Origin of the sequence: Candidatus Defluviilinea proxima (assembly GCA_016721115.1) — a bacterium.
GTDB lineage: Bacteria > Chloroflexota > Anaerolineae > Anaerolineales > Villigracilaceae > Defluviilinea > Defluviilinea proxima.
The window spans coordinates 3,644,215-3,665,801 of the sequence record JADKIW010000001.1; the positions used below are offsets into that span (position 1 = coordinate 3,644,215).

The 21,587-nt window shown below is 49.5% G+C and carries 20 protein-coding genes and 1 tRNA gene; 4 read left to right on the forward strand and 17 right to left on the reverse strand.

The features are described from left to right. Positions 1–42: 42 nt before the first annotated feature. The 8 genes from IPP66_16895 to IPP66_16930 all read right to left on the reverse strand — a co-directional run bounded on the left by IPP66_16895 (position 43) and on the right by IPP66_16930 (position 9,548). Positions 43–3,678: a TIGR03663 family protein gene (locus tag IPP66_16895; protein ID MBK9926951.1), complete on the reverse strand. Its 3,636-nt coding sequence runs from the start codon at positions 3,676–3,678 to the stop codon at positions 43–45. 90 nt (positions 3,679–3,768) lie between these two features. Next, positions 3,769–4,425 (reverse strand): LysM peptidoglycan-binding domain-containing protein, encoded by a 657-nt coding sequence (locus IPP66_16900; protein ID MBK9926952.1) that lies wholly within the window; start codon positions 4,423–4,425, stop codon positions 3,769–3,771. Continuing rightward, the gene (locus IPP66_16905) at positions 4,426–4,986 is read right to left on the reverse strand and encodes an RNA polymerase sigma factor (protein MBK9926953.1); all 561 of its coding nucleotides are present in this window, start codon (positions 4,984–4,986) and stop codon (positions 4,426–4,428) included. It abuts the gene before it with no gap. Positions 4,987–5,103: 117 nt separating this feature from the next. Beyond that, positions 5,104–6,198: a 23S rRNA (adenine(2503)-C(2))-methyltransferase RlmN gene (rlmN, locus tag IPP66_16910; GenBank protein ID MBK9926954.1), complete on the reverse strand. Its 1,095-nt coding sequence runs from the start codon at positions 6,196–6,198 to the stop codon at positions 5,104–5,106. Between the two features lie 110 nt (positions 6,199–6,308). Then, positions 6,309–7,094: an HAD-IIA family hydrolase gene (locus IPP66_16915; GenBank protein MBK9926955.1), complete on the reverse strand. Its 786-nt coding sequence runs from the start codon at positions 7,092–7,094 to the stop codon at positions 6,309–6,311. A 192-nt stretch (positions 7,095–7,286) separates the two neighbouring features. Beyond that, the gene (locus IPP66_16920) at positions 7,287–7,898 is read right to left on the reverse strand and encodes an ATP-dependent Clp protease proteolytic subunit (protein MBK9926956.1); all 612 of its coding nucleotides are present in this window, start codon (positions 7,896–7,898) and stop codon (positions 7,287–7,289) included. 82 nt (positions 7,899–7,980) lie between these two features. Further along, complete coding sequence (gene tig, locus IPP66_16925; protein ID MBK9926957.1) at positions 7,981–9,405, reverse strand: trigger factor; 1,425 nt, start codon at positions 9,403–9,405, stop codon at positions 7,981–7,983. 61 nt (positions 9,406–9,466) lie between these two features. After that, positions 9,467–9,548: transfer RNA gene (locus tag IPP66_16930), tRNA-Leu, on the reverse strand. 138 nt (positions 9,549–9,686) lie between these two features. Between IPP66_16930 and IPP66_16935 the strand changes: the two genes are divergently transcribed. After that, the gene (locus IPP66_16935) at positions 9,687–10,103 is read left to right on the forward strand and encodes a hypothetical protein (protein ID MBK9926958.1); all 417 of its coding nucleotides are present in this window, start codon (positions 9,687–9,689) and stop codon (positions 10,101–10,103) included. A gap of 79 nt (positions 10,104–10,182) precedes the next feature. Here the strand turns inward: IPP66_16935 and IPP66_16940 are convergent, their stop codons facing one another. The 4 genes from IPP66_16940 to IPP66_16955 form a co-directional block, all read right to left on the reverse strand. Continuing rightward, the gene (locus IPP66_16940; GenBank protein ID MBK9926959.1) at positions 10,183–10,665 is read right to left on the reverse strand and encodes an SET domain-containing protein-lysine N-methyltransferase; all 483 of its coding nucleotides are present in this window, start codon (positions 10,663–10,665) and stop codon (positions 10,183–10,185) included. A gap of 94 nt (positions 10,666–10,759) precedes the next feature. Beyond that, positions 10,760–13,126, reverse strand: a complete 2,367-nt coding sequence (locus IPP66_16945; protein ID MBK9926960.1) for a transglutaminase domain-containing protein — start codon at positions 13,124–13,126, stop codon at positions 10,760–10,762. Continuing rightward, on the reverse strand, positions 13,123–14,409 hold the full coding sequence (locus IPP66_16950; protein MBK9926961.1) for a DUF58 domain-containing protein: 1,287 nt from the start codon (positions 14,407–14,409) through the stop codon (positions 13,123–13,125). Before IPP66_16950 ends, IPP66_16945 begins: the two co-directional genes overlap by 4 nt. Positions 14,410–14,416: 7 nt before the next feature. Next, positions 14,417–14,488, reverse strand: coding sequence for a cytochrome c oxidase subunit 2A (locus tag IPP66_16955; protein ID MBK9926962.1), 72 nt, complete (start codon positions 14,486–14,488; stop codon positions 14,417–14,419). A 57-nt stretch (positions 14,489–14,545) separates the two neighbouring features. Between IPP66_16955 and IPP66_16960 the strand changes: the two genes are divergently transcribed. Both IPP66_16960 and IPP66_16965 read left to right on the forward strand, forming a co-directional pair. Further along, on the forward strand, positions 14,546–15,400 hold the full coding sequence (locus IPP66_16960) for a trypsin-like peptidase domain-containing protein (GenBank protein ID MBK9926963.1): 855 nt from the start codon (positions 14,546–14,548) through the stop codon (positions 15,398–15,400). Further along, the gene (locus tag IPP66_16965) at positions 15,397–15,954 is read left to right on the forward strand and encodes a response regulator transcription factor (protein MBK9926964.1); all 558 of its coding nucleotides are present in this window, start codon (positions 15,397–15,399) and stop codon (positions 15,952–15,954) included. The genes IPP66_16960 and IPP66_16965 overlap by 4 nt, the downstream gene beginning before the upstream one ends. A 2-nt stretch (positions 15,955–15,956) precedes the next feature. Here the strand turns inward: IPP66_16965 and IPP66_16970 are convergent, their stop codons facing one another. The 5 genes from IPP66_16970 to IPP66_16990 all read right to left on the reverse strand — a co-directional run bounded on the left by IPP66_16970 (position 15,957) and on the right by IPP66_16990 (position 20,633). Beyond that, positions 15,957–16,322 carry a VOC family protein gene (locus IPP66_16970; GenBank protein ID MBK9926965.1) on the reverse strand — a complete coding sequence of 122 codons (366 nt, stop codon included), beginning with the start codon at positions 16,320–16,322 and terminating at the stop codon, positions 15,957–15,959. A gap of 13 nt (positions 16,323–16,335) precedes the next feature. Next, positions 16,336–16,638, reverse strand: a complete 303-nt coding sequence (locus tag IPP66_16975; GenBank protein MBK9926966.1) for an antibiotic biosynthesis monooxygenase — start codon at positions 16,636–16,638, stop codon at positions 16,336–16,338. Between the two features lie 16 nt (positions 16,639–16,654). After that, on the reverse strand, positions 16,655–17,902 hold the full coding sequence (locus IPP66_16980) for a hypothetical protein (protein ID MBK9926967.1): 1,248 nt from the start codon (positions 17,900–17,902) through the stop codon (positions 16,655–16,657). Positions 17,903–18,012: 110 nt separating this feature from the next. Next, the gene (locus IPP66_16985; protein ID MBK9926968.1) at positions 18,013–19,233 is read right to left on the reverse strand and encodes a glycosyltransferase; all 1,221 of its coding nucleotides are present in this window, start codon (positions 19,231–19,233) and stop codon (positions 18,013–18,015) included. Positions 19,234–19,235: 2 nt separating this feature from the next. Then, complete coding sequence (locus tag IPP66_16990; GenBank protein ID MBK9926969.1) at positions 19,236–20,633, reverse strand: hypothetical protein; 1,398 nt, start codon at positions 20,631–20,633, stop codon at positions 19,236–19,238. A 139-nt stretch (positions 20,634–20,772) separates the two neighbouring features. Between IPP66_16990 and IPP66_16995 the strand changes: the two genes are divergently transcribed. Further along, positions 20,773–21,579 (forward strand): 4Fe-4S binding protein, encoded by an 807-nt coding sequence (locus tag IPP66_16995; protein ID MBK9926970.1) that lies wholly within the window; start codon positions 20,773–20,775, stop codon positions 21,577–21,579. Positions 21,580–21,587 lie beyond the last annotated feature (8 nt).

Below are 21,587 nucleotides of genomic sequence, written 5' to 3' on the forward strand. Positions count from 1 at the left end.
GAGTAACACTCATCGCCTGTTGTTGATTTATCTATATTTGATTTACGGCAATCTGTACCGCAGAATGCGGTTGTTTCCGGCATCTGATACCCAGACAAAGCCGAACGTATCAACCGTCACACCCGAGGCCAGCCCGATCTCTTCCGGCCCGCTCCCGAAATCTCCCCACGTGCGCACGAACTGTCCATCGGATGTAAATTCAATGATGCGATACCCTTCCGGATCGTTGATGAAGACATGTTCGTTCGCATCTACTGCGATGAAGGGTTTATTGTCCAGTGACTGACCGAACCATGCATTGACATCCCATTGGCGTGATGGAAAATAGGCTGTCCCATCTTCTGAAGGAGTGAACGCCTGAATGCGTTGATTCCATGTGTCGGCTACATAGACTGTTCCACTCGGGCCAACCGCTACGCCAACTGGTTCATCGAATTGGCCGGGGTCAAAGCCTGCCGTTCCGAACTCAGTAATGTAATTACCATCCGAGTCGAAGACCACGATCCGTTTATTGCCTGTATCGGCAACAAGTACATGACCGGAGCTGTTAACCGCAATGCCGCGCGGACCCCAGAACGCAGTTGATGCATTGGGAGCTTCCGGTGATGATTGGCCGAGTTCTCCCCACATTTTGATGGGTCGCCCGGTTTTATCAAATTTCTGAATACGGTGATTCCATGTATCGCTCACGTAGACGGAACCATCGGGCCCAACCGCTATGCCCCACGGTTCATTAAAGGTGCTAATGGGCGCAGCACCGGTTGCAATATCAGCAAAAGAGCCCCATTCTTGTAAGACACTTCCATCTGACCCAATGTGCAGAATACGATGGTTGCGTGAGTCAGCGATGTACATATCTCCATCCAGCCCAGCCGCAAGAGCACGTGGAGCGTTCAAGCCGGGAGGAAACTTCTCGCTGTCAAAGATCTGGTCGGCAGGTAGAGCAATCGTACCCTGCTCATACGGGTCCACAGTGGTAGTTGCATCTGATGGGCCTACACCGTAATTCCAGATCTTCGATGCCACATCCTTGCGGATAAAGAGTTTCATCTTATCTGCTGGTTGCCAGGTGGTCAGGGTCATGGTTGAGCTTCCCGTGGCCTGTGCATATTTTGTGTAATCACGGTCAAACCAGATATCGAAGATTCCTTCACGAACGGCTGGATCGGTAATGGCATCCAAAACACGAGTCTGATCGAGATTGAAGTAATCCTGATTTGGCCACCACATGCGGATGTAATCGAACTCATAGAATTCGTTTCCGAGCGCAGGATGGATCTTGTCAAAGTTCTTTTCGTCTACGACAACAGCCACTGCTTCACGTAGGGAGCGGGTGGGAGCATCGAAGGACCGCTGGGCTGTGTAATCGCGCAAGTACCAAACGAACGGCCATGAGACACCAGTGTCTGGTGCGCTTGCGTCATATGCCACAACGGCGTTGAGACCGCCAGCCGTGCGTTCTGAAATTTCGGCCAACTGCGCCATCACTTCTTTGATGCCAGTGGCACCATGTGCGTACACAAGATATTCCGTGGCATTATCATAGTTGATGTAACTTGCACGGAAGGCTGTTCGCCCGGTTTGTATGGCGAGTAAGCCAAAGACAGCCAAAGCCGCGAAACTTACAAAAGGAGTGGTGCGCGGCAGGCGTGCGAGATAGATAACGCCCGCAATGCTTGCCAACAAAGCTCCCAAAGCGGCTGCAAAACGCAAAGTCTCTGGCGTTATGCCTGTAGCAGTCGGAGTGGTAAGTGACATTATGAAGGATGCGCCACTGATCACGCTTGAGAAGATCGTAACGATCACAAGTGCAAACAATGAAACGATTGCAAGACTGATAAAATCATTTTTCATCAAATAAGCAACCAGTGCTCCTGATAGCAACATGGAGATGAACGGGAGCAGGAATGCGGAAGTGGCTTGTAACTGATCCAGATTTGTGCCCTGAAACGGAGGGTTCGCACCGTACAATGCCCATATCGTATCGAACGCCGCCAGAACAAATACAGAGATCACTGCCAGTGATATAACAGGGCGCCACCAGGGTGTTTCACCTTCCAACTTCTCAATGGCCGACTCGATGATCTGCCCAATGGCCCAACCTGTTAGCAAGACCATTGGCCAAGCCATATGATATGTGAGCCATGGCATTCGTTCGCCCGCTATCGTGAATGCGATAACACTTGTGATGACCCAATATACAAGCAGACTAAAGAACACTGCAAAAATATTTACGGTTGCAGGCGTTGACTCGACTGGACTCTCCGCTTCATTCTCAGGGGTGGCTGGGTTCTGTCCGAAAAGCTTTTTCAAGCCCAAGCCAATTGCAACAAGTGTCCCGATAGCCCCAAGATATTCATACATCGGTATTTGCACAAGGATGTAATAATACTCCGGCTGACTTCCACGCTCTACGCCTTGTTGCACAAGCCAATACCCAAGTGAGCCAAGTAGACCTGTGAAGAAACCGGGACCATTGGTGAAGATCGTCGTGTACAAGAGTATGAATGGTCCCCAGAAGACCACAGCGTACTTCCACCAGTCACGACTCCAGAGCAACCCAACAAGGATCGCGACGGCAAAGAAAAGTGCTGTGAGAATTCCAATAGTACGTATTGCTTCTGGTGTCAAAGATGTGACGGAAGCTGCATCGGTTGGAATAGCCACATGTAAAAACTTTTCGAACCACTTAAGGGGAAAGGGTACAAGCATTGGTAGAACGAAAGTCATTACCAAGAGAATCATGTCGAAGCTACGCTCTTTTAGTAGATTTGCCCATCCATACCCGATGATAAGGGCAACACCTGCTACCACCAGAAATATCACTGCAACGGCAAATAGGATCGTCGAAATAGAAGCAGTTGTCGGGGCAGTGGGAAGCGTTGTTTCCGTGTTGGGGTCGGCTGGGGCGGCTGTCTCAGTACTGCTCAGTGTATTGCTGTGGTGGTTGATATACCCAACCCCGGCCCCAATACCAGCGAACAGAATAAAGGCCGCGAGCGCCATAATGAAGATGTTGTAGAGATTTTGCTTATCTTCCCACTTTTGACCTGTGATGCGAATGATGAAGTAAACGCCCAAAAAGATGAGGGCCTGAGCAGTGTAGATGAACGCTGTCTCTTTTGATGTAAAGTGTAGTACGGTAGCGGCCGTGATGAAATACAGATACCGTTTTTCGCCACTTTCTAGATATCTCAATATGGAATACAGCAAAACGATACCTGAAAGACCTACAAATGCTTCGTTTCGAACGTAGCGTCCGTAATACAACATATACGGAGAGATGACCATAAGAACACCGGCTACGATGGCTCCCCAATTGCCGAGATACCTGCGCCAGTACCAAACCATCCATACAGTGGCGATGCTGAACAATACGGCTGGGATGCGGGCCGTGAAATCAGACACACCGAATAGGAAGTAAGTCAACGCTATGATGTGGAATTGGAACGGTCCGTGCATCATGGGCGTATGTTGATAGCCCTGACCTCGATACAAAAGCCACGAGAAATATGTATGAAGGCTTTCGTCGTGACTCATTACACGTGGTTCCAGGTTATAGAATCTCGTGACGATTGCGAGCAACATTACACCTGCAAATAACGCAATTTCATTCGTGATGGCTGGTAGGGCAGAGTGGATGGGTTTTTGAAGCCAGGAAGTTTTTTCAGTGGTCATATAGTTTTTTTACCGTAAGTGGGATGGGGTGACTTATACTTCAATCTCAATGTTCTGACAAGTTTATAGTCTTAAGTTTACATTAACTCTTTACCCGGGTGTATAGGTAATAGTCTCTGTAAATGGAGTGATTGTGAATGTGGGTGGATGGGTAGTGCCAATGGGTGTTTGATTACACAGGAGGATGGTTAGCTCGGTTTGTCCGCTGATGGATCCAGCTTGAAGATTATTGGTGTCTATGATCTCTTGTGGCGATATTGCGAACTGACGTGCGATATTTTCCAAGGTGTCTCCTTGACGGACGTGGTATTGGATGCTTTCACAAATCATCTCTTTTTGCTGTGTACTGGTCAGCTGAAGGGACGGCGTTGGAATGGGAGGGGCGCTAAGAAATATTGAGTTCGACGGGCTGGACATTGGTGATCTAAATTGCCAGATGGCGAAGCCAATAACGATCATTAAAACGCTTGCAATCAAGGAGCGTGTAGCCAGTAAATAGCGTGCACTTTGGATGAAACCTATTTTTCCTTTGATGATACTGGATTGGAGGGGAGGGGCAGGGCGATTCCAGTGTTTCTGCATTGTTGAGCGTAAAATACTTTCAACACTTTCTATTGCATGCGCATGCGCCGTACATTCTGAGCAGGTGCTTAAATGCTGTTCAAGCATTTCCTGTCTGTTAACTGTGAGAGCGTTATCAGCTTTAAGGTGGATGAGGTTGTACGCCTCTTCATGTGAGATCTGCATTTATTCTCCGTACATGGGTTGCAAGACTTTTCTCAAACGTTCCCGCGCGGTGTGCAGTCGGGAGTGAATTGTTCCTTCGTTGATATTGAGCACCTCTGCGATTTCAGCAATGGATAACTCTTGAAAGTACCTTAAGATGACTACAATCCTGTGCATCTCATCCATCTTGTTTAGTTCATTCCATACAACAGCTTCTTTTTCTGTTTGAATTACAGTCTCTTCTGGTGATGATTGTCTCTGCAATTCGTTTCGAAAAAGTAAAGTTGTTGTTGCTTGTAATTTCTCAAGGACTTTTCTCTTACGCAGAAGGCTACGGCTATGATTGAGCGCAATTGTATACAACCACGCATTGAACGATTTTTTTTCCTGGTACGTATGGAGCGACCGCAAAGCAGCTATAAATGTTTCTTGTGTAACCTCGTGTGCGTCTGCTTGATTGCCAACAATGGATAACGCGAACCTGAACACTCCTGCTTCATATTGGTGGATGAGCGTTTCTATGGCGGCATCATTTTGGGCGAGGCATTCTGTGATCAACCACATTACTTCAGCAGAGTTCATATATGCTATATATATTTAACGCGCGAGATGGAAAATATCTTCACCCAATGATGAAACTGATTTATTTTGCGCGTAGTCAATAAATCACAATAATTTTTATACAAGCAATAAATTTTTTCAAAGAAGAGCTGACCCCGCAAGTTGACCGCACCCTGCTTGTATATCTATGCCTCTTCTCATGCGTATCGTACACGGAATCCCCGCCTGCTCCAGCGTTTCTTTGAACAGTATCGCACGCTGACGGTCTGTCGCTTTGCCGTTGTAACCTGCAGTGGGGTTAAGGGGGATGGCATTGACATGACACATCAGGCCTTTGAGCTTCGATGCCAACTTTTTCGCGACCTCTGGCGTGTCATTGACTCCGGAGATCAGCGCCCATTCAAAAGTGACGCGACGTCCAGTTTGGTCAACATAGTATCTGCAAGCGTCAATAACATCTTTCACCTTATGCTTCTTGTTGACCGGCATGATCTGTAAACGCTCATCATCGTCCGCCGCGTGGAGGGAGATGGCAAGGTTGACTTGTCGTCTTTCGTCTGCAAAGCGTATGATCTGTGGAACCAGCCCAACGGTCGAAATCGTGAAGCGACGCGCTCCAAAGTTGTAGCCATCTGCATCGTTGAGACGGTCAATAGCGGCCATGGTGTTATCGTAGTTATGGAAGGGTTCACCCATACCCATAAAGACGACATTCGTCACCGATTCGTTCACGTCTTTCAACATCCGTGCATAGTACATGACCTGGGCCACGATCTCGCCACTCGAGAGATGACGTTTGAATCCCATCTGACCTGTCGCACAAAAGACACATCCCATCGCACAACCGGCCTGCGTGGAGATGCAAAGCGTGCGGCGATTCTTCGCGCCGCGACTTTCGCTATTCGGCGCAGAAGCAGTGATCTGCGGATTATCCGCCGGGTCACCGTAACGCATGAGCACAGCTTCGATCAAATTCCCATCGGGTAATTCGAATAAAGTCTTACGCGTGAAGCCATCGGATGAATCTTGATACACCTTCACCTTGAAAGGAATGAAGGTAGTATGTTCTGTTAATTTCTCTCGCAATGATTTTGGCAAGTTAGAGAATTGTTCGGGGGAGTTGTAAAGGTGTTGATACAGTCCCTGCCAGATCTGTTTGGCGCGGTAGGTGGGTTCATTCCATTCGCCAAGAAGGCTGGTTAAATCTTGCAAATTCAAGTCATATATAAGCATACTGTAATTGTAAAGGATGAACATCAATTGTTGAAGGTTGACTATTTTTTAAGTACAGCCCCTTGCAAACACTGCAAGGGGCTGCTTACCTCATATATATTCAAAATGTTTTATCCAACTAGGCTTGCAAGGTCATCAGCGATCACATCAATCTTTGGCTTCCACGCATCTGCCTGTTCTTTCGTAGATACACCGCTCAGCACCAACGCCGTCGGACATCCCACTCCCTGTCCTGCGGCAATGTCTGTCTCAAGCCTGTCGCCAACAACAAGTGCATCTTCCTTCTTGACGCCCAGTTTTTCAAGGGACAAGTCCATCAAAAACGGAAATGGCTTTCCTGCAATGACGGGTTGGACATCGGTCGCTGTAGTGATGACTGAAACCCATGAGCCTGCCCCAGGGATCTCTCCGCGTGGGGTGGGGAAGGTTTTGTCTGTGTTGGTGACGTAGAAAGGGATACCACTTCTGATGAGCAAGGTCGCTTCGGAAATTTTTTGAAAGTTAACTCCGCGGTCAATACCCATGACAACGGCCTGGGCCTGTGCGGCATTTTCGATAGAGACGATCTCGAATCCCTTTTCTTCCAATGCCATTTGAACACCATCTTCCCCAATGATGAAGATCTTCGTACCAGGAGCAAATTTCTTTGCCACAGCATGGGCCGCGGCTTGTGAGGAGGTGATCACCTGCCAAGGCTCTACATCCACCCCAAACTTTGCCAGTCGCTGTACATATTGTTCAGAGGTCTTTGTACTGTTATTTGTTGCGAATACGAACTTCAACCCGCGTTCCCGTATGCGATTAAAAATTGCGGCCAGATCACCGATCGGTGTGTCGCCCTTCCAGACGACTCCGTCCATGTCAATGATGAGGGCCTTTATATGAGAAGGTATCATGTTGCTCCAAAAATTAAGAGTTTTATACCCAGCGCGGTCGCAAATTGCGCTTTTTCAAAAGCAGGGAAGCCCAACTTGCGACCGTGGGCATATATATTACGGTGGGGCATTATATCGTAATTGAGCGTCCTCCAATTTGCGTCAACAAAAAAGCCTGCCGAGTATTCGGCAGGCTTTAGTAAATCTTTTATCCTATTTGGCGGTCTTTTCAGGAACTTCGAGCACCTGATCGATCAGGCCATAGTCAACAGCCTGTTGTGCTTCGAGGTAGTAATCGCGGTCGCTGTCGCGTTCGATCACCTCAAGCGGCTGACCAGTGTGCTTCGACATGACGCCGAGCAACAAACTCTTCAAGCGCAAGATCTGCTTGGCTTGAATTTCGATGTCCGTTGCCTGTCCTTGTGCGCCACCAAGCGGTTGGTGCATGTGAATGGTCGCATTGGGCAGGGCGTAGCGTCGGCCTTTCGTGCCAGCAGTCAGCAACACGGTCCCGAATGAAGCGGTGACGCCAACGGCCACTGTGCTGATCGGGTTCGAGATCATCTGCATTGTGTCATAGATCGCGAGACCGGCATAAATCTGTCCGCCTGGCGAGTTGATGTACATCTTGATCTCTCGTTCGGGGTCTTCGTGATTCAAATGTAATAGTTGTGCCACGATCACATTCGCCACCTGATCATCAATGCCGGTGCCGAGGAAGATAATGCGTTCTTTCATTAGGCGGGTAAAGACATCGATGGAGCGTTCGCCATAACTGGTTGATTCGATCACATACGGTGTGACATTTTTGAAGTCTGGAATCATAGGTTCTCCTTTAATATTTCGACAATCTTATCCGCCGAGTGTTGGATTTGCGTTAATTCTTTATCAGGGATTTCTACCTGAATTAAGAAGCCGCTTCACCTTCGGACCCTGTGCCTGCTTCGGCCTCGGGAGCTTCTGTTTCAGCTGAAACCTTTTCTGCTTCGAGCTTTGCGGCCGCTTCACGCTCTTCGGGTGATTTGTATTCGCCCACAGCAATGGACTTCAACATATCCAAGGCACGACGTGTAAGGACACGATTGGCAGATTCCATTGCAACGGCCTGAGCCAATTGTTGCTGGCCTTTCTTACCGCCACGGACTTTGTTGATATCAAGGCCTTGCATAACGAGGTTATTCAAAGTCTGGTTGAATTCCATGTCCAATGCAATATTATCTACTTCCAGCTTTTCCAAACGGACAATTTCATCAAGGATAAGAGAGCGCTCAAAGCGTTTCTTGGCTACAGGCTTGACCTCTTCTTCAATGAATTGTTCACGCGTAGTGTTGCGCATCTTGAAATACGTATCAAGATCCATGCCTTGTTGGGAAAGGCGTTGGCCGAGGTCTTCAAGCACATGTTCACCTTCGTGTTCCAACGAATGCTGGTGATACTTGAAGGTGGCGCCTTCCTTGATCTTTTCGATCAAGTCAACAAAATACTTATCGTCATAATCGGCCTTGGAACGAGCTTCCACGTCTTTTTTGACAGCTTCTTTTAATTCATCGAGTGTTTCGCCGGCGCCGACGGTTTTGGCAAGTTCATCATCCAGGGCAGGTAATGTCACCGCGCGAATGGTCTTGACAGTCGCTTCAATCTCAACATCCTTGCCTTTTAGTGTTTCCACATCCCAATCTTCAGGGAATGTATATTTGACAGTCTTTGTATCGCCAGACTTCATTCCTACAAGTTCTTTTGCGAAACCATTGTAGGGCCATTCGGTGTCACGCTCTTCCTTACGGACAAATGCGGCAAAACCTGTGCGGTTCAATTCTTCGGTCTCAGACTTCAAATCGACAAGCACATAGTCGCCTTCCTGCACTTCGCGCTCGACGTTTTCGGTCGTGGCGTACATTTGGCGAAGGTCTTCTAAAGCTTTGTCCACTTCTGCTTGGTCAGGATCAGACCACTCGTACGGCAAACGAATCGAGTGGTAGTCGCCCAGATCCACTTCAGGGGCGAGGGGAACGCGGAAGGTCAACTTCGGCGGTTCAAGGGAGTCAATCGACTCAAGCGAACCAGATGCGCCAGGGTTGACGTCCGCTTCTTTGAGGATGTTGGAGTACTCGGCGTCGATCAGGTAGTCCACGGCCTGTTCGATGATGGCTTGTTCGCCATAATTACGAACAACCATATCGTAAGGAGCCTTACCCGGGCGGAAGCCCGCGATCTTGCCGCGCTCAGAGATCTTGCGCGCCGCACGGCGTTTGAATTGCTCCATCTTTTCTGCATCAACTTCAACCACTAATTTAGCTTCGTGGTTCTCTTCGATTGTTTTTTCGATTTTCAATGTATTTCTCCATATATTTTTTGCCCCGTCTCCTTTGGGAGTGGGCTGATGTGAGGGGTAGTGGGGACGGAGGGGGTCGAACCCTCACGCCTTGCGGCACGGGATCCTAAGTCCCGCGCGTCTGCCAGTTCCGACACGTCCCCGCGTGTATTTTGATTTTATCGCTTTATGCGACACTGAACTGCCGTTGGGCGGGCAAAATTATACCGCAAAGGTATACATTTTCACGGATGTTCCTTTGGTATAATCCCGCACTTGAACCCAATCACTGGAGCACACCATTGAGCCGCTTAATCAAGACAGATACCGTTGGAAAAGACCGAACCCGATTAACAAAGGGTATTGTATTAGCTATTCGCGAACTCGCAAAGCAACAAGATATAACAACAGAAACCAAAGATCTTGCCGCCTTTATCACGCTGGCGTTGCAAACCATATCAGAAGGCATTGACGAGTCTGTGGCCGCGTGGGAAAAGCGCGATTACTGGGTCAAAGCCGACCGCTTTCGCATGGAATGGATGTGGACCGGCCAATATGCTGACAAGATGAAAGTAGCAATCTTTACCAATGACTGGGCGACCATCGCTATGATGATGCCGCAAATTGGACAGAAATTCAGCAAGATCGAAGTTTCAGATAATCACCGCCTGGGCAAGCCGTGGGTGGGTGCATATAAACAATTGACCACCCGACAGTAAAAAACGAGCTTGCGAATTTAACGAAGCATCCCGAAGATATAGTCTTCGGGATGCTTCGTTTGTACATACACGTATGAATTTAGCGAATGATCTTGGAGAGATATGCTTCTGTGTTGTTCAACAACTCAGCTACATTTTCACGAATGTGCTTGCTCAAGTAGTGATTTCCTAAAGTGGAAAGTGGCAGGAAGCGCGCACCTGCAACGACGTGGATACAGTTCGATGCACCACATAAGCAAACGAACGGCGCGTCCATTTCCCATTCAGTGGAAGGATAGAAGAAAGAAAGCTCCTCGCCTTTTTCAATATCCTTGCAAGCATAGACCAGCAAGTGTTCAGTATCGAGGATCACATTGGGATTGCATGAGTGATTCAATGCGGCTAACTTGCCGACATCAGTGTGCTTATCGCGATCGATCTGAACTGTGTAGCGATTCGGTTTGTCTACCACTTTGTCAGTGGGGATCTCGCATATTAACTCACCCTTTGCATATGCTCGTTTAGTGACCAGACTTCTAAATTTATTTTCTGTCTTGATGGTCAGTGTTTCCATTGTAGGCATTACTTTATTCCTTTCTCTTCATATCTAATAATTTTGTATCAGTATAATGATAATGAAGAGAAAAGCAAGTGTTTTCGAATTGTTTTCTAAAATTTTAAGCTTGAACTTTATATATTATTTTTGTTATTTGACGTGAATACATATACAATCGCGTAAAAAATAATTGTATTCGCAGACGTTTCCATGTTTGCCATGCAATATGTGCATCCTGCTTTTGTGTTTGATGTGACACAAACAATGATGAGTGATACAGCTCTGTCAGTAAATTTGCATTGACAATAGTTTTCTCGAACGATCTAACAAATCGAGAGCGCGTTCCAAGTTCAGTTATTGTGTTACTGAGTTTACGTAGAAACTCTGATGACGTCTCTGCATGGATCCATTGACCTGCAAGCGGACGTCCGGCACGATAAAACCTTTGATAGATACGGTCAATGGTGATGGCCGGAGCAAGTCGCAGATACAGCCATCTTTCAACAAGAATAAAATAAAGAAGAACCAAGATCACGACACCTGCAAAGGGAGCAATCCACGTCAGGATTTTTTCAAACCTGAATAATGTCAGCAGACCTAATGCCGATCTTCGAGTGTCTTGGCCTTCTGCTTGAGGTGTTCCACCTCCGGCACGGTCAATTTCGCTGATGGAGGCAGTTGGTTCGAACTCAACCCAGCCGATGCCGGGGAAATAAATTTCCACCCATGAATGTGCGTCCAATTCACGGACAACGTATTGTGCATTCGGAGCGTCATAGTACCCCGGTGCGTACCCAGAGACAAAACGCGCAGGGAGTCCGTTATATCGCGCAAGGACGACCATAGTGGTGGCGTAATAATCGCAATATCCTCTTTTCAGGTCGAATAGAAAATAGTCTGCGACATCGCCTCCTTCTGGCGGGCCAGGGACTTCGAGGTCGTAGGGATAATTTTCACGCAGATAGGCTTCGATTGCTTTCGCTTTATCGTATGGATTCGATATTCCGTTTGTAATATCTCGGGCGAGTGAACGAACACGTCTGGGAATGGACAAAGGCAAAACCAGATAACGGTCACGTATTTCGGGAGGATATTGATCTGGTGCGTTGCGCAATTGTTCAGCAGTTGCTGTAGGGACATATACATCTGCTTGATAGGCTGTTGCCTGACTGATGGCGGCAAACATGTCAGATTGAAGAAGGGCCGTTTGATCAGCAAACAGGTCTGATGGAGGTTTGACGCGCCAATTGACTGAGACAGGAACGTCCGCGTTGAATAAAATCCCACTCCAGAATATTCTGCCTTCCGCCTCAGTCATTTCCACATTCATGTGTACAACGCGATATCCATTGAGGAGACCGGGGATAAGTGGCGTTTTTGCAGGAACAGTTTGAGTGATGACCCCACTCGTTACCCAACCGGAACCAACGTAATTGTCGAAGACAGTACTACGCCAGTAATAACGCGGTGCAGTGATGGCAGCCTGATAGGGGACCGCAGGAAGCTCGCCAGTTTTGATCGTCATTACGACCTTTTCAGAATTTGCGAACCCGCCAGTTAACAAGTGATCGCGTGGCAAAGATGGCCTTTGTACGTTCGATGGTTTGCCTGTGGGTTTTGGCTTTTGCAAGCCAAGCATTTCGGCTGTCTGGTTGGCTCGTATTTCACGGATGGTATCAACGATATCCTGCCACGAAACAGATGGCGTGATGAAGGCCAGCGCGCCAATGGCGATAGTGACGAGTAAGACTGCCTGACTGTTATCGTAACGGATGCTGTCCGAATAATCTATTCGACTCTTTTCCCACTGTTGCGTGTGTTTACGATAATTCCAAACACCCATCAGCATTAACAGCGTGACTACCAACCCCCACAAGCTTTCAACTTTATATTCACTATAAGATGTAACCAGCGTCAACACTACCAGTGAAGGCAAAAGTGCTGTCACTGCAATTCGTCGCTTTGCGAACCATCCCATCCATGCAGAACACAGCCACAGGGTCAATACCCAGATCATACTGCGGATGAGAGAGTCATTGACTTTCAAGCCTTGATCAAGGCCGATCGTCCACGATTGAAAACGGGTCAGCAATGCCAATGATGCTTCTGAAACAACTTTCCACGTTTCGAGGATGGCAGATGTATCGATAAGTTGTTTATATCGAAGTGCGGCATAAACATCCGGGAACGTGGATAAGACCGCACTGCCAAATGCAAGCAATGGCTGAGCGAGACGCGCACCCAATATCCATGTGACTGTAAAACCAAGCGCGGCAATCAGTACCGACGACCTGAGTCCATTGACCTGGGCCTTTCCCAACCCCAAGCCAATGACAAGAGCCGCAAGCCCAATTGCGAAGAAACGATTCGTATCTGTATCCTGCAACGAGACAGAGACACCGTATGTCAGGATCTGTACTGCGACAACCATGAGCATCATGCTCATGGCCTCCGCCTTCAACAGCACTCGCAGGATGCGCCCGATCATTCCAGCCCCTTCCAGTCTGTGACAGGTTTGTTCATGGCAATGGCTTTGCCAGTGGCAGAGACACGCCACTCCCATTCACCTTCATGGCCCGGCCGTGCTTGAGGTTTGTCAAGCATTTCTTTTGGAATGATATGACAGGGAATACCCAATGATTGCAGTACACCAGATACTTCATTGATCTTCGCATTTCCGCCAAATGTATTGACATCGAAAAGGAACACATGTGGCAAAATGCCGCGCCACGTCAACGGCATAAGCGCTTGTATCCATTCGATGTCGGCGCAAGGTGTGACGATCAACAGACTGCAACGACTGCTGAATGCCTTATTTGCCCTGTGCAGGAAATCCTTCAGACCCATATCCGATGGGGATGCAACCGCCAATGATTTCAACAACGAACGTTCTTGATTTTCGTTACGACGTGGTATATGCCAGGCTGGCTCGTTGCCATTGATCGCCAAGCCGACAGGGTGATCCTCGCGCAGTCCTTGCGAGATGAGAGACGATGTCAGTATGACGCCATGCTCCTCGGTTGAATCCCAGCCTGTACCTACCTGCGAGTCTTTATGCAGATCGAGCAGAACCCACCAATCACCGGCATGCGTGCCATCCGATTGGCGGACGTAAAATTTGTTACGGCGTGCGGATGTCTTCCAATGAATGGATTTCATGGGGTCGCCGGGGACCATTTCACGCGTGTGTGAGGCGTTGGTCGTTTCCTCCAGAGAGCGCGGACTGATCTTCCCATCCCCGGCCCATCCGCTAGAGAGAATGTTGAACCGTGGAAGGGAAACAATTGGCGGCATGACTGCCAATGTGGAGGATGTTGTGTCTTCTATTATGACTGTGTAGATGCCAAATGGGTCACCAGTTTCGAGTGTTGTTCCCCCAAGTGTGAATACACCACGTTGTGTGCACTGATTGAGCTTTTTCCACTGGGAAGTGCTCATACGGTCTACGCCCGTGGCGACCGATACACGATGATTGGGAAGTGTGGAATGATCCTGCACAGAGACCCACGTGGCCGGCAGTGCAAAATCGTTTGTCAGTGTGAAGCGCTCTTCCAGCCTGTCGCCGACCTGTGCCCAGCCATAGCGCATTTCTCGTTTGAATTGGAGTGATCTTGCCAGCCCGCGCGCCCACCACCAACAGACCAGCCATATTCCCCCGATGCCGGTGATCAGGATAATCCACACCCGCGAAGGGTCAATGAATTGCATGACCAAAGCGAGAAGACCAATGACAGGAAGCATCTTCGCATTGAGTCGCAATGTGGACTTCATATGCTTATTATATGCGAAACACACCTAGCCAAAAGACTAGTATTGTTTTAGTCATTCTCCTGATGTATTTGAGTTTCATATACGCTACACTCTCATCACTAGGTTCAACGGAACCACCATGTTATAAGGAGACAATATGACGAACCCTCTTACTGATTTTTCGAATGGACTGACCTCTGCTGTGGAAAAAGGCGGCGCAAGCACTATTCTTGTGAATGCCCGCAAACGATACCCAGCAAGTGGCATTGTGTATGCAGAAGACCTTGTGCTCACAGCCGACCATGTTGTGACACGGGAAGAAGACATCAAGGTGATTCTCCCAGATGGGAAGGAACTCAAGGCAACTCTTGCCGGCCGCGACCCTGGTTCTGACCTTGCTTTATTGCGCCTCGCAGAAAACGCATTAACACCTGCGAAGACTTCGAACGATGTCAAAGTTGGTCAACTTGTGTTGGCATTGGGACGCCCCAGTGGGGCAGGGGTACAAGCCTCGTGGGGAATTGTGACCGCCATCAGCGGACCTGCCCGCACGCATCGTGGTGGATTGCTCGATGAATACATCCAAACCGAGACAACCCCGTATCCCGGTTTCTCCGGTGGGCCTCTCATCAACACTGAAGGCGATGTGCTGGGCCTCAACACCTCTGGCCTGACGCATGGCTCTGCCTTGACCATCCCGGCCAAAGTAGCATGGCGGATCGCCGATGCACTCGCCAAACATGGAACCGTCAAACGCGGATATTTGGGAGTCCGCACACAGCCGGTAGCGAATGGATTGCTGGTATTGTGGTTGGAAGAAGGCGGCCCCGCTGAAAAAGGCGGTTTACTGGTCGGCGATATCCTCGTCTCTGTTGGCGGGCAATCGGTCAGCGACCCAGACCATCTGTTCTCTGCGCTTCATAGCGATACGGTTGGAAAATCCGTCGCTGTGGGTGTGTTGCGCGGCGGCAAACCTGAAACGATCAATGTAATGGTAGGCGAACGGAAGTGATCCGCGTTTTGTTGAACGTCTCGTCACCGGCATTGCGCGCAGGGTTGCGCTCTCTGCTTTCATCTGACAAAGCGATCAGGGTGATGAGCGATTCTCTGAATGAAGACGAAGCGGACGTGATGATCACGTCCGCTTCGATGGTCTCTATTGCTGAAAAAGATTCAGCTGCGATCCTCTTCCTAAGCGATGACCAACTCAACGTCGAGGAAATGAAGCGTGCGTATCGCGTGTGGGGAGTTTTGCCGACGGAGTCGTCGGCTGAGGAGTTGATCGCCGCGATCCACGCATTGTCACAGGGACTTATCGTTGGCACGCCGACGCTGTTATTTGAATCAGAAAACGAGCCGCTTGAGCGCGGCCCGTTGACCGAGAGGGAATCCGAAGTCATTGGTTTATTGGCAAGGGGATTGGCAAACAAACAAATCGCGGTGGCGCTGGGGATCAGCGAGCACACCGTGAAATTTCATGTTTCATCGATCTACACAAAATTGAACGTGACCAACCGCACCGAGGCCGTGCGCGAAGGCTTGCGCGGCGGATGGATCGCTTTATAATTTTATGCGGGTTCGAAAATTTCTATGGGGTTTCCTGATGGATCTTCAGCCAAAATTTGTTTCCCGCCGGGGCCGCTGATGATCTCATTGCGAAACGATATGCCTGCGCTTTTCATCGAAGCGACCAACATTTCAATATCTTCCACCTCGATCACAAATCGATTCCAACCTCCTGCCTCAGGCTGACGGCCATCAGGCATGGACCTTGCCGCAGAAGTTTGAGGGCCGCTCAACCATAACTCTAAATCCCCTTTGGCAACGATGGCGAAGGCGGGTCCCATTTGGTTGACAAGCTCAAAGCCAAGGTGCTTGGTATAAAACTCGATGGAGGCCTTGACCTCCTTTACCAGATAACGAATGGTTGCCATGATTGCATCTCCTTTATTTTGTAGGGATCAAGCCATGCCCGCCGATAGGGCTTGTTTCAAATCGTTCGCCAAACCCTGCGATCAGCGGCCTGCCGCGCGAGATTGCATTTTGCACCGAAGGTAACGATAAAGAATTTCGGTGGTTTTCTTGATCTTCCCATACTTCTGTAACCCATAACGCATCAGCGTCGGCCGGGTCTTTTGCTACGATATAGCTCAAGCAACCGGGCATATCAGTAGCGCTTTCCAATAAGATGGACATCAGCGCATCACGTTCGCCGGCGTTCGCTTTTATCTTTCCGATCAATCCGTACATTTTTTAGGATCCCTTTCTAAAACATTACCAGTTGAGTCTCTGCCCGCCTGCCATTCAACAACAGGAATGGAGCGGCGCGTGCGACAACGATGCCCAATTTGCGGAGCGAGGTCAGGTCACTTAATTTTCCTGTTCGCCGTGCGGACAAAATCGCCTCTGCTCCTTTCAACCCGATGCCTGGTACGCGCAACAATTGACTTTTCTCTGCTCGATTAATTTCTATCGGGCGCTCGATAAGATTCATCTGCGCCCATGCCAGCTTGGGGTCGGTGGGGAGGGGGAGATTACCGTTATTTGTGAATGGCATTTCTTCGAGGTCAAATCCATAATCGCGCAACAGAAATGACGCTTGATACAAGCGATGTTCGCGCAATGGATCAACGGCGGCTTTGTTCTCGAGTGGCGTATCGTGGATGGGATGGAACGCAGAGAAGTAGGCACGTTTGAGTCGTACGTTTTTCATCAACCAATCGGTTGTTGTGAGTAATTCCAAGTCACTTTCATCCGCGCCGCCCGCCACGAACTGAGTCACCGTGGATGGGTATTTTCCATTCCAGAATTTGTAGGCGGGTTGTGAACGGCGAATCTCTTCAACCCACTTCAAAGGCTGTAACAACTCTTCGAGAAATGTCTTATGCGGAGCAAGCCTTGCAAGCCGCTCAGTGTTCGGCGCTTCCAAATTGACCGAGACTCGGTCGGCGAGTTGCATGGCGCGTTCCACTTGTCCGCGCTCGGAGCCGGGCATGATCTTGAGATGCATGTACCCGCGATAGCCAAGCCGCTTGCGGAGGATCTCGGCTGTATCGAGAATCTTGTTTTGTGTGTTGGCTCCGCCGGCCGCAATGCCCGAACTGAGGAAGATGCCTTCGGCCATATTGGCTGTGTTCAACTTCATGAACAACTCGGCAAATTCCTGCGGCTTGAACGTGGCGCGGCGGAAGTCACGTCCCGCACGGAAGGGACAGTAATAACAGTCCCGCTCACAAGCGGACGAGAGCAGGGTTTTTAATAATTTGATCTGTTTGCCGTTGGGGAGTTGTGCCGGATGAACGAACGCGGCGTCTTTTTCTTTCGGGGTGAAATAGGTAGGCTTGGCGCCGGTCTGAGCGGAGCCGTTAGGCGAAGTCGAAGACAGCGCTTCGTCTGCGGACGATGCTCCGCTCGTCCTCCGCTCAGCGCGGGTTTCTTCCGCATGTTCCAATTCCATCTGACTGGAAAGCATCTTAAGCGTACCGATTGCGTCCATAAATCGATTATAGAACATATTTTCTGTTTTATCAAGATACTTTTCCGATGTTCAGATGAAAGTTCGGACATTTTCTTTTTGCCGCAGGTCGACGATGTGAGCGGCTAGCGACCGAAGGGTTTCCTGTGCTACTGAATCTGGGGTGGGGGAGCTACAGCAGGGGCGGGTGGTTTGACGATGACAAAACGATTCTTCTTTTTATCGCGGATGGCTTGTTCATATACACCGAGCAGTTTATTTGTCAAATACTCGATGTTGAAGGACAGCGCTTTTTTATACGCCGCCTCCGCGAACTTCTGCATTCTATCTGGATTTGAGAGAAGTTTTATGATCCCGGCGGCCAATGCCTCAGCATTATTCTCAACAAGATAGCCCTGTTGCCCGTGTTTGAGGATATCGCGTGTGCCGCTCGCATCCACTGCTACAACAGGCAGACCAGCCGCCATGGCTTCAAGTGTTGCAAGTCCCTGGGTTTCTGTGATGGACGCAAAGCCAAATAAGTTGGCGGCTTTCATGTAGGAGGGGATTTCGGAAAATGAAAGCGCGCCGGTAAATGTCACCCGTCTGCGAATTCCAAGTTCCTTTGCCAGACCTTCAAGGGTGTTTCTATCCTGCCCATCGCCGATCAAGACAAGGCGGAACTGGGGGAAATCCTTTAGAACCAGGGCAGTAGCCTGCAATAAAAGCGGCCAGTTCTTTTCCGGCGCGAGTCTGCCGACAGAAATCATCACTGTATCGTTTTCCCAATTCCGTTTCTTGCGGATCTTTTCCCCGCTGGCTGTGCGATAGGCTTCAAGATCAATACCTGTAGGAATAACAGTAAAGTTGTTTTTTAAACCATAATCATTGACCAGTATTTCGCGCATACTCTCCGAAGGGATAATGATATGTTGACAACGTCGCATGAAATCCTGCAACCAACGATCCATGGCGTTCTTTATAAAATTCTGGACTGCTTCCATTGGAAAGGGGATGTAGTGTGTGTACTCACGATACTGAGTATGGAAGGTAAATACCAGGGGCAGGTTAAGTTCCTGCGCTTTTGTTGCAGCGGTTTGCCCAAGCAGGAAGGGATGATGCGTGTGGATCACATCCAGTTTGACAGCGGGTAGGAGGTGGTCTATAAAAGAGGAGATGGGGATCACAGCTGAAACATCAACTTCTGTCGGCAGGCTCAGGCTTGGATAGCGAAAGATGAACGGGTCTTTGTCCACATAGTCCGCGTGTTCCTGCGCAAAGATGAATACATTGTGACCCTGGCGGGTAAGTTCATCTCGAAACGAACGTATGGAGCGGACGACCCCGCTGATCACCGGAAGATAGGTGTTCGTGAAATTGGCGATGTGCATGGTTACTCCTTTTCATCCTTGCTAACAGAGGAGACGATATCGGTTTTTGGTTTCATAAAATATTCAAGTACATAATAGGCATACACAACCATGCCGGCATTCCACGAGAGCGGCGACTCAGACTTATACCAGAAGCTGGATAATGGCTTCCCGTCCGGGCCATACACCTCGTGTACCTGTTGATCACGCACAATGACCCCTGCGATGCGTGACAGGATGGCATGTGCCTCCTCGGGGCGTCCCACGCGGGCAAGCGCAATAACATGCCACGCTCCGATCCAAAGCCAGGCGGCATCTGTGTGATAATTTGCCACGCCACCCAGACGGTTTTCAAGCGCGATCAAGTGACGTGGATAAGGTGGGTAAGCGACTTTGGTTGGGACCGGGTTCGCCATACCAGTAATGATCAGCGCATCCACAATGGAGTTTGCCTGCTCCGTGGATGCCAATCCCCAGGCAATTGCCAGTAGATTCCCACTGCTGGTTAATTGGTCGAGCGCGTCACTGGCGGCGAAGTACCCCAATTCAGGACGCCAAAGATGCTGTTGAATTGCGTCTGCGACCCGTTCCGCTTTTTTTGCGTAAAAGGATATTTGATCTTTCAACTCAAAATGTGACGCGGCTTCAGACATCTCCTGCAACGCTTTCCAGTAAATCACATTTGTATACAGTACGCGCCCGTTGCGGGCAATGCTGTCTGCCCAATCTGCGAAGGCTCCCTGAGTGAGCAGGCCATCTGTAATATCCTGGATGGAGGCCTCCGTCCAGGATATGGCTTTGCAGAGAGCCTCCCAGTGCGTTTTTAGAAATTCGTGGTCCTCTGTCTGAAAGCTGTAGTGGATGGCCGCGATCACCATCAGGCATTGACCATCCAACGAGGGGGTACCGTGTCCACTCAGATATTTGGGGCGCAGGGGGATTTCGGTGGATTGTTCTCTTTCAAGAAGGGAGTGCATAAAACGAGTCACCACGCCCATGGAATGTAGTTTGACCGGGAATTGCCCTTCGGGTGTTTGGTGATCGAGAAACGCCTCCAGGGTGTCTTTTACCACCTTGAATTCCTTCAAAGCCAGCAAGCCGTAGGATGCGAAACTAAAATCACGTGCCCAACTCTCGCGGAAGTTGCGATAGCCGGCATCCAGGATCTCTCTTATCTTTCTTTTCCCAAAGCGGCGTATTTCAATTGCTGAACGGAGGTTATCTGCCGCGATGAACAAGGCATGCGCTTCGACTGTATCGAAATCATCGGCTTTGGATAACACGGCACGCGATATGAGCCTTGGCTGTTTGAGGATGGTGCGCATATATTGATACGCGATCAGGGATGCGATCCCTGCGGTTGCCCCAATGACCACGCCCTTGATAAAGCTGGGAAGGTCGACACTTTTTTTAGAATGCATAAATACATTATAGTCTCGTAAGTTAAGTAAACATTTAAGAGCAATGTCACTTGGGCAGAGGAAGCCAACTGGCTATACTGATTGACAATAACTCGTCCGGAACGAAATAATGCGGCCGAGGGACAAAACAGGAGATCTTATGTGTGAATTCTGCACCCAACACGGAGAGGGGAAGAAGTGGTATCTGACGATGGAGAACTATTCCATCGAATTGCTGAATCAGGATAACCGTCGGAAATACGCGGCGGAGTTCCTGAACGGATTCCACAAACGAGTCCCGCCCAGCATCCAGCAATTGGACAAGATCCGCAAGACGCCGTTGATGAAGCTGGCGAAGCCCATCCTGACGATGAACCAAAAAGCGGACCACTACGGACAGGTGGTGCCGATGGAAGATGTGGAAAAGATCTTCGGCATGGTGCAGGGAGCGGTGCGCCTGCCGTGCGTGTGCCGGCGCGTGACCACGGGCAATATGAACGCGCGCTATTGCTACGGCCTGACGTTGGATAAGGAACTGTACAACACGCTCGATGACTCGTTCAGCCTTGAAACGTTGACGAGGGATGAAGCGCTCGACTCAATTCGCAAATTGGACAAGGAAGGACTCGTCCATTCGGTGTGGACGTTCAAGACGCCGTTCATCGGCGGCCTGTGCAACTGCGACCAGGATTGCATGGCCTATCGCATCACGCATGCTCGCAAAGATTACCCCGTGCTGTTCCGCGCGGAATGGGTGGCCGAAGTTTCAGTGGATGCATGCAACGGATGCCGACTGTGTATGCGTCAATGCCAGTATGGGGCGATACGATATTCCTCGAACAACAAGAAAGTGACCATCGACCCGACCGCCTGTTACGGATGCGGCGCCTGCCGCGCCAGTTGCAACAAGGATGCGATCACGCTTTCACCGCGCGAGAGTGTGAGAGGGGCGGCAGGGGTGTGGTAACGTAAAGA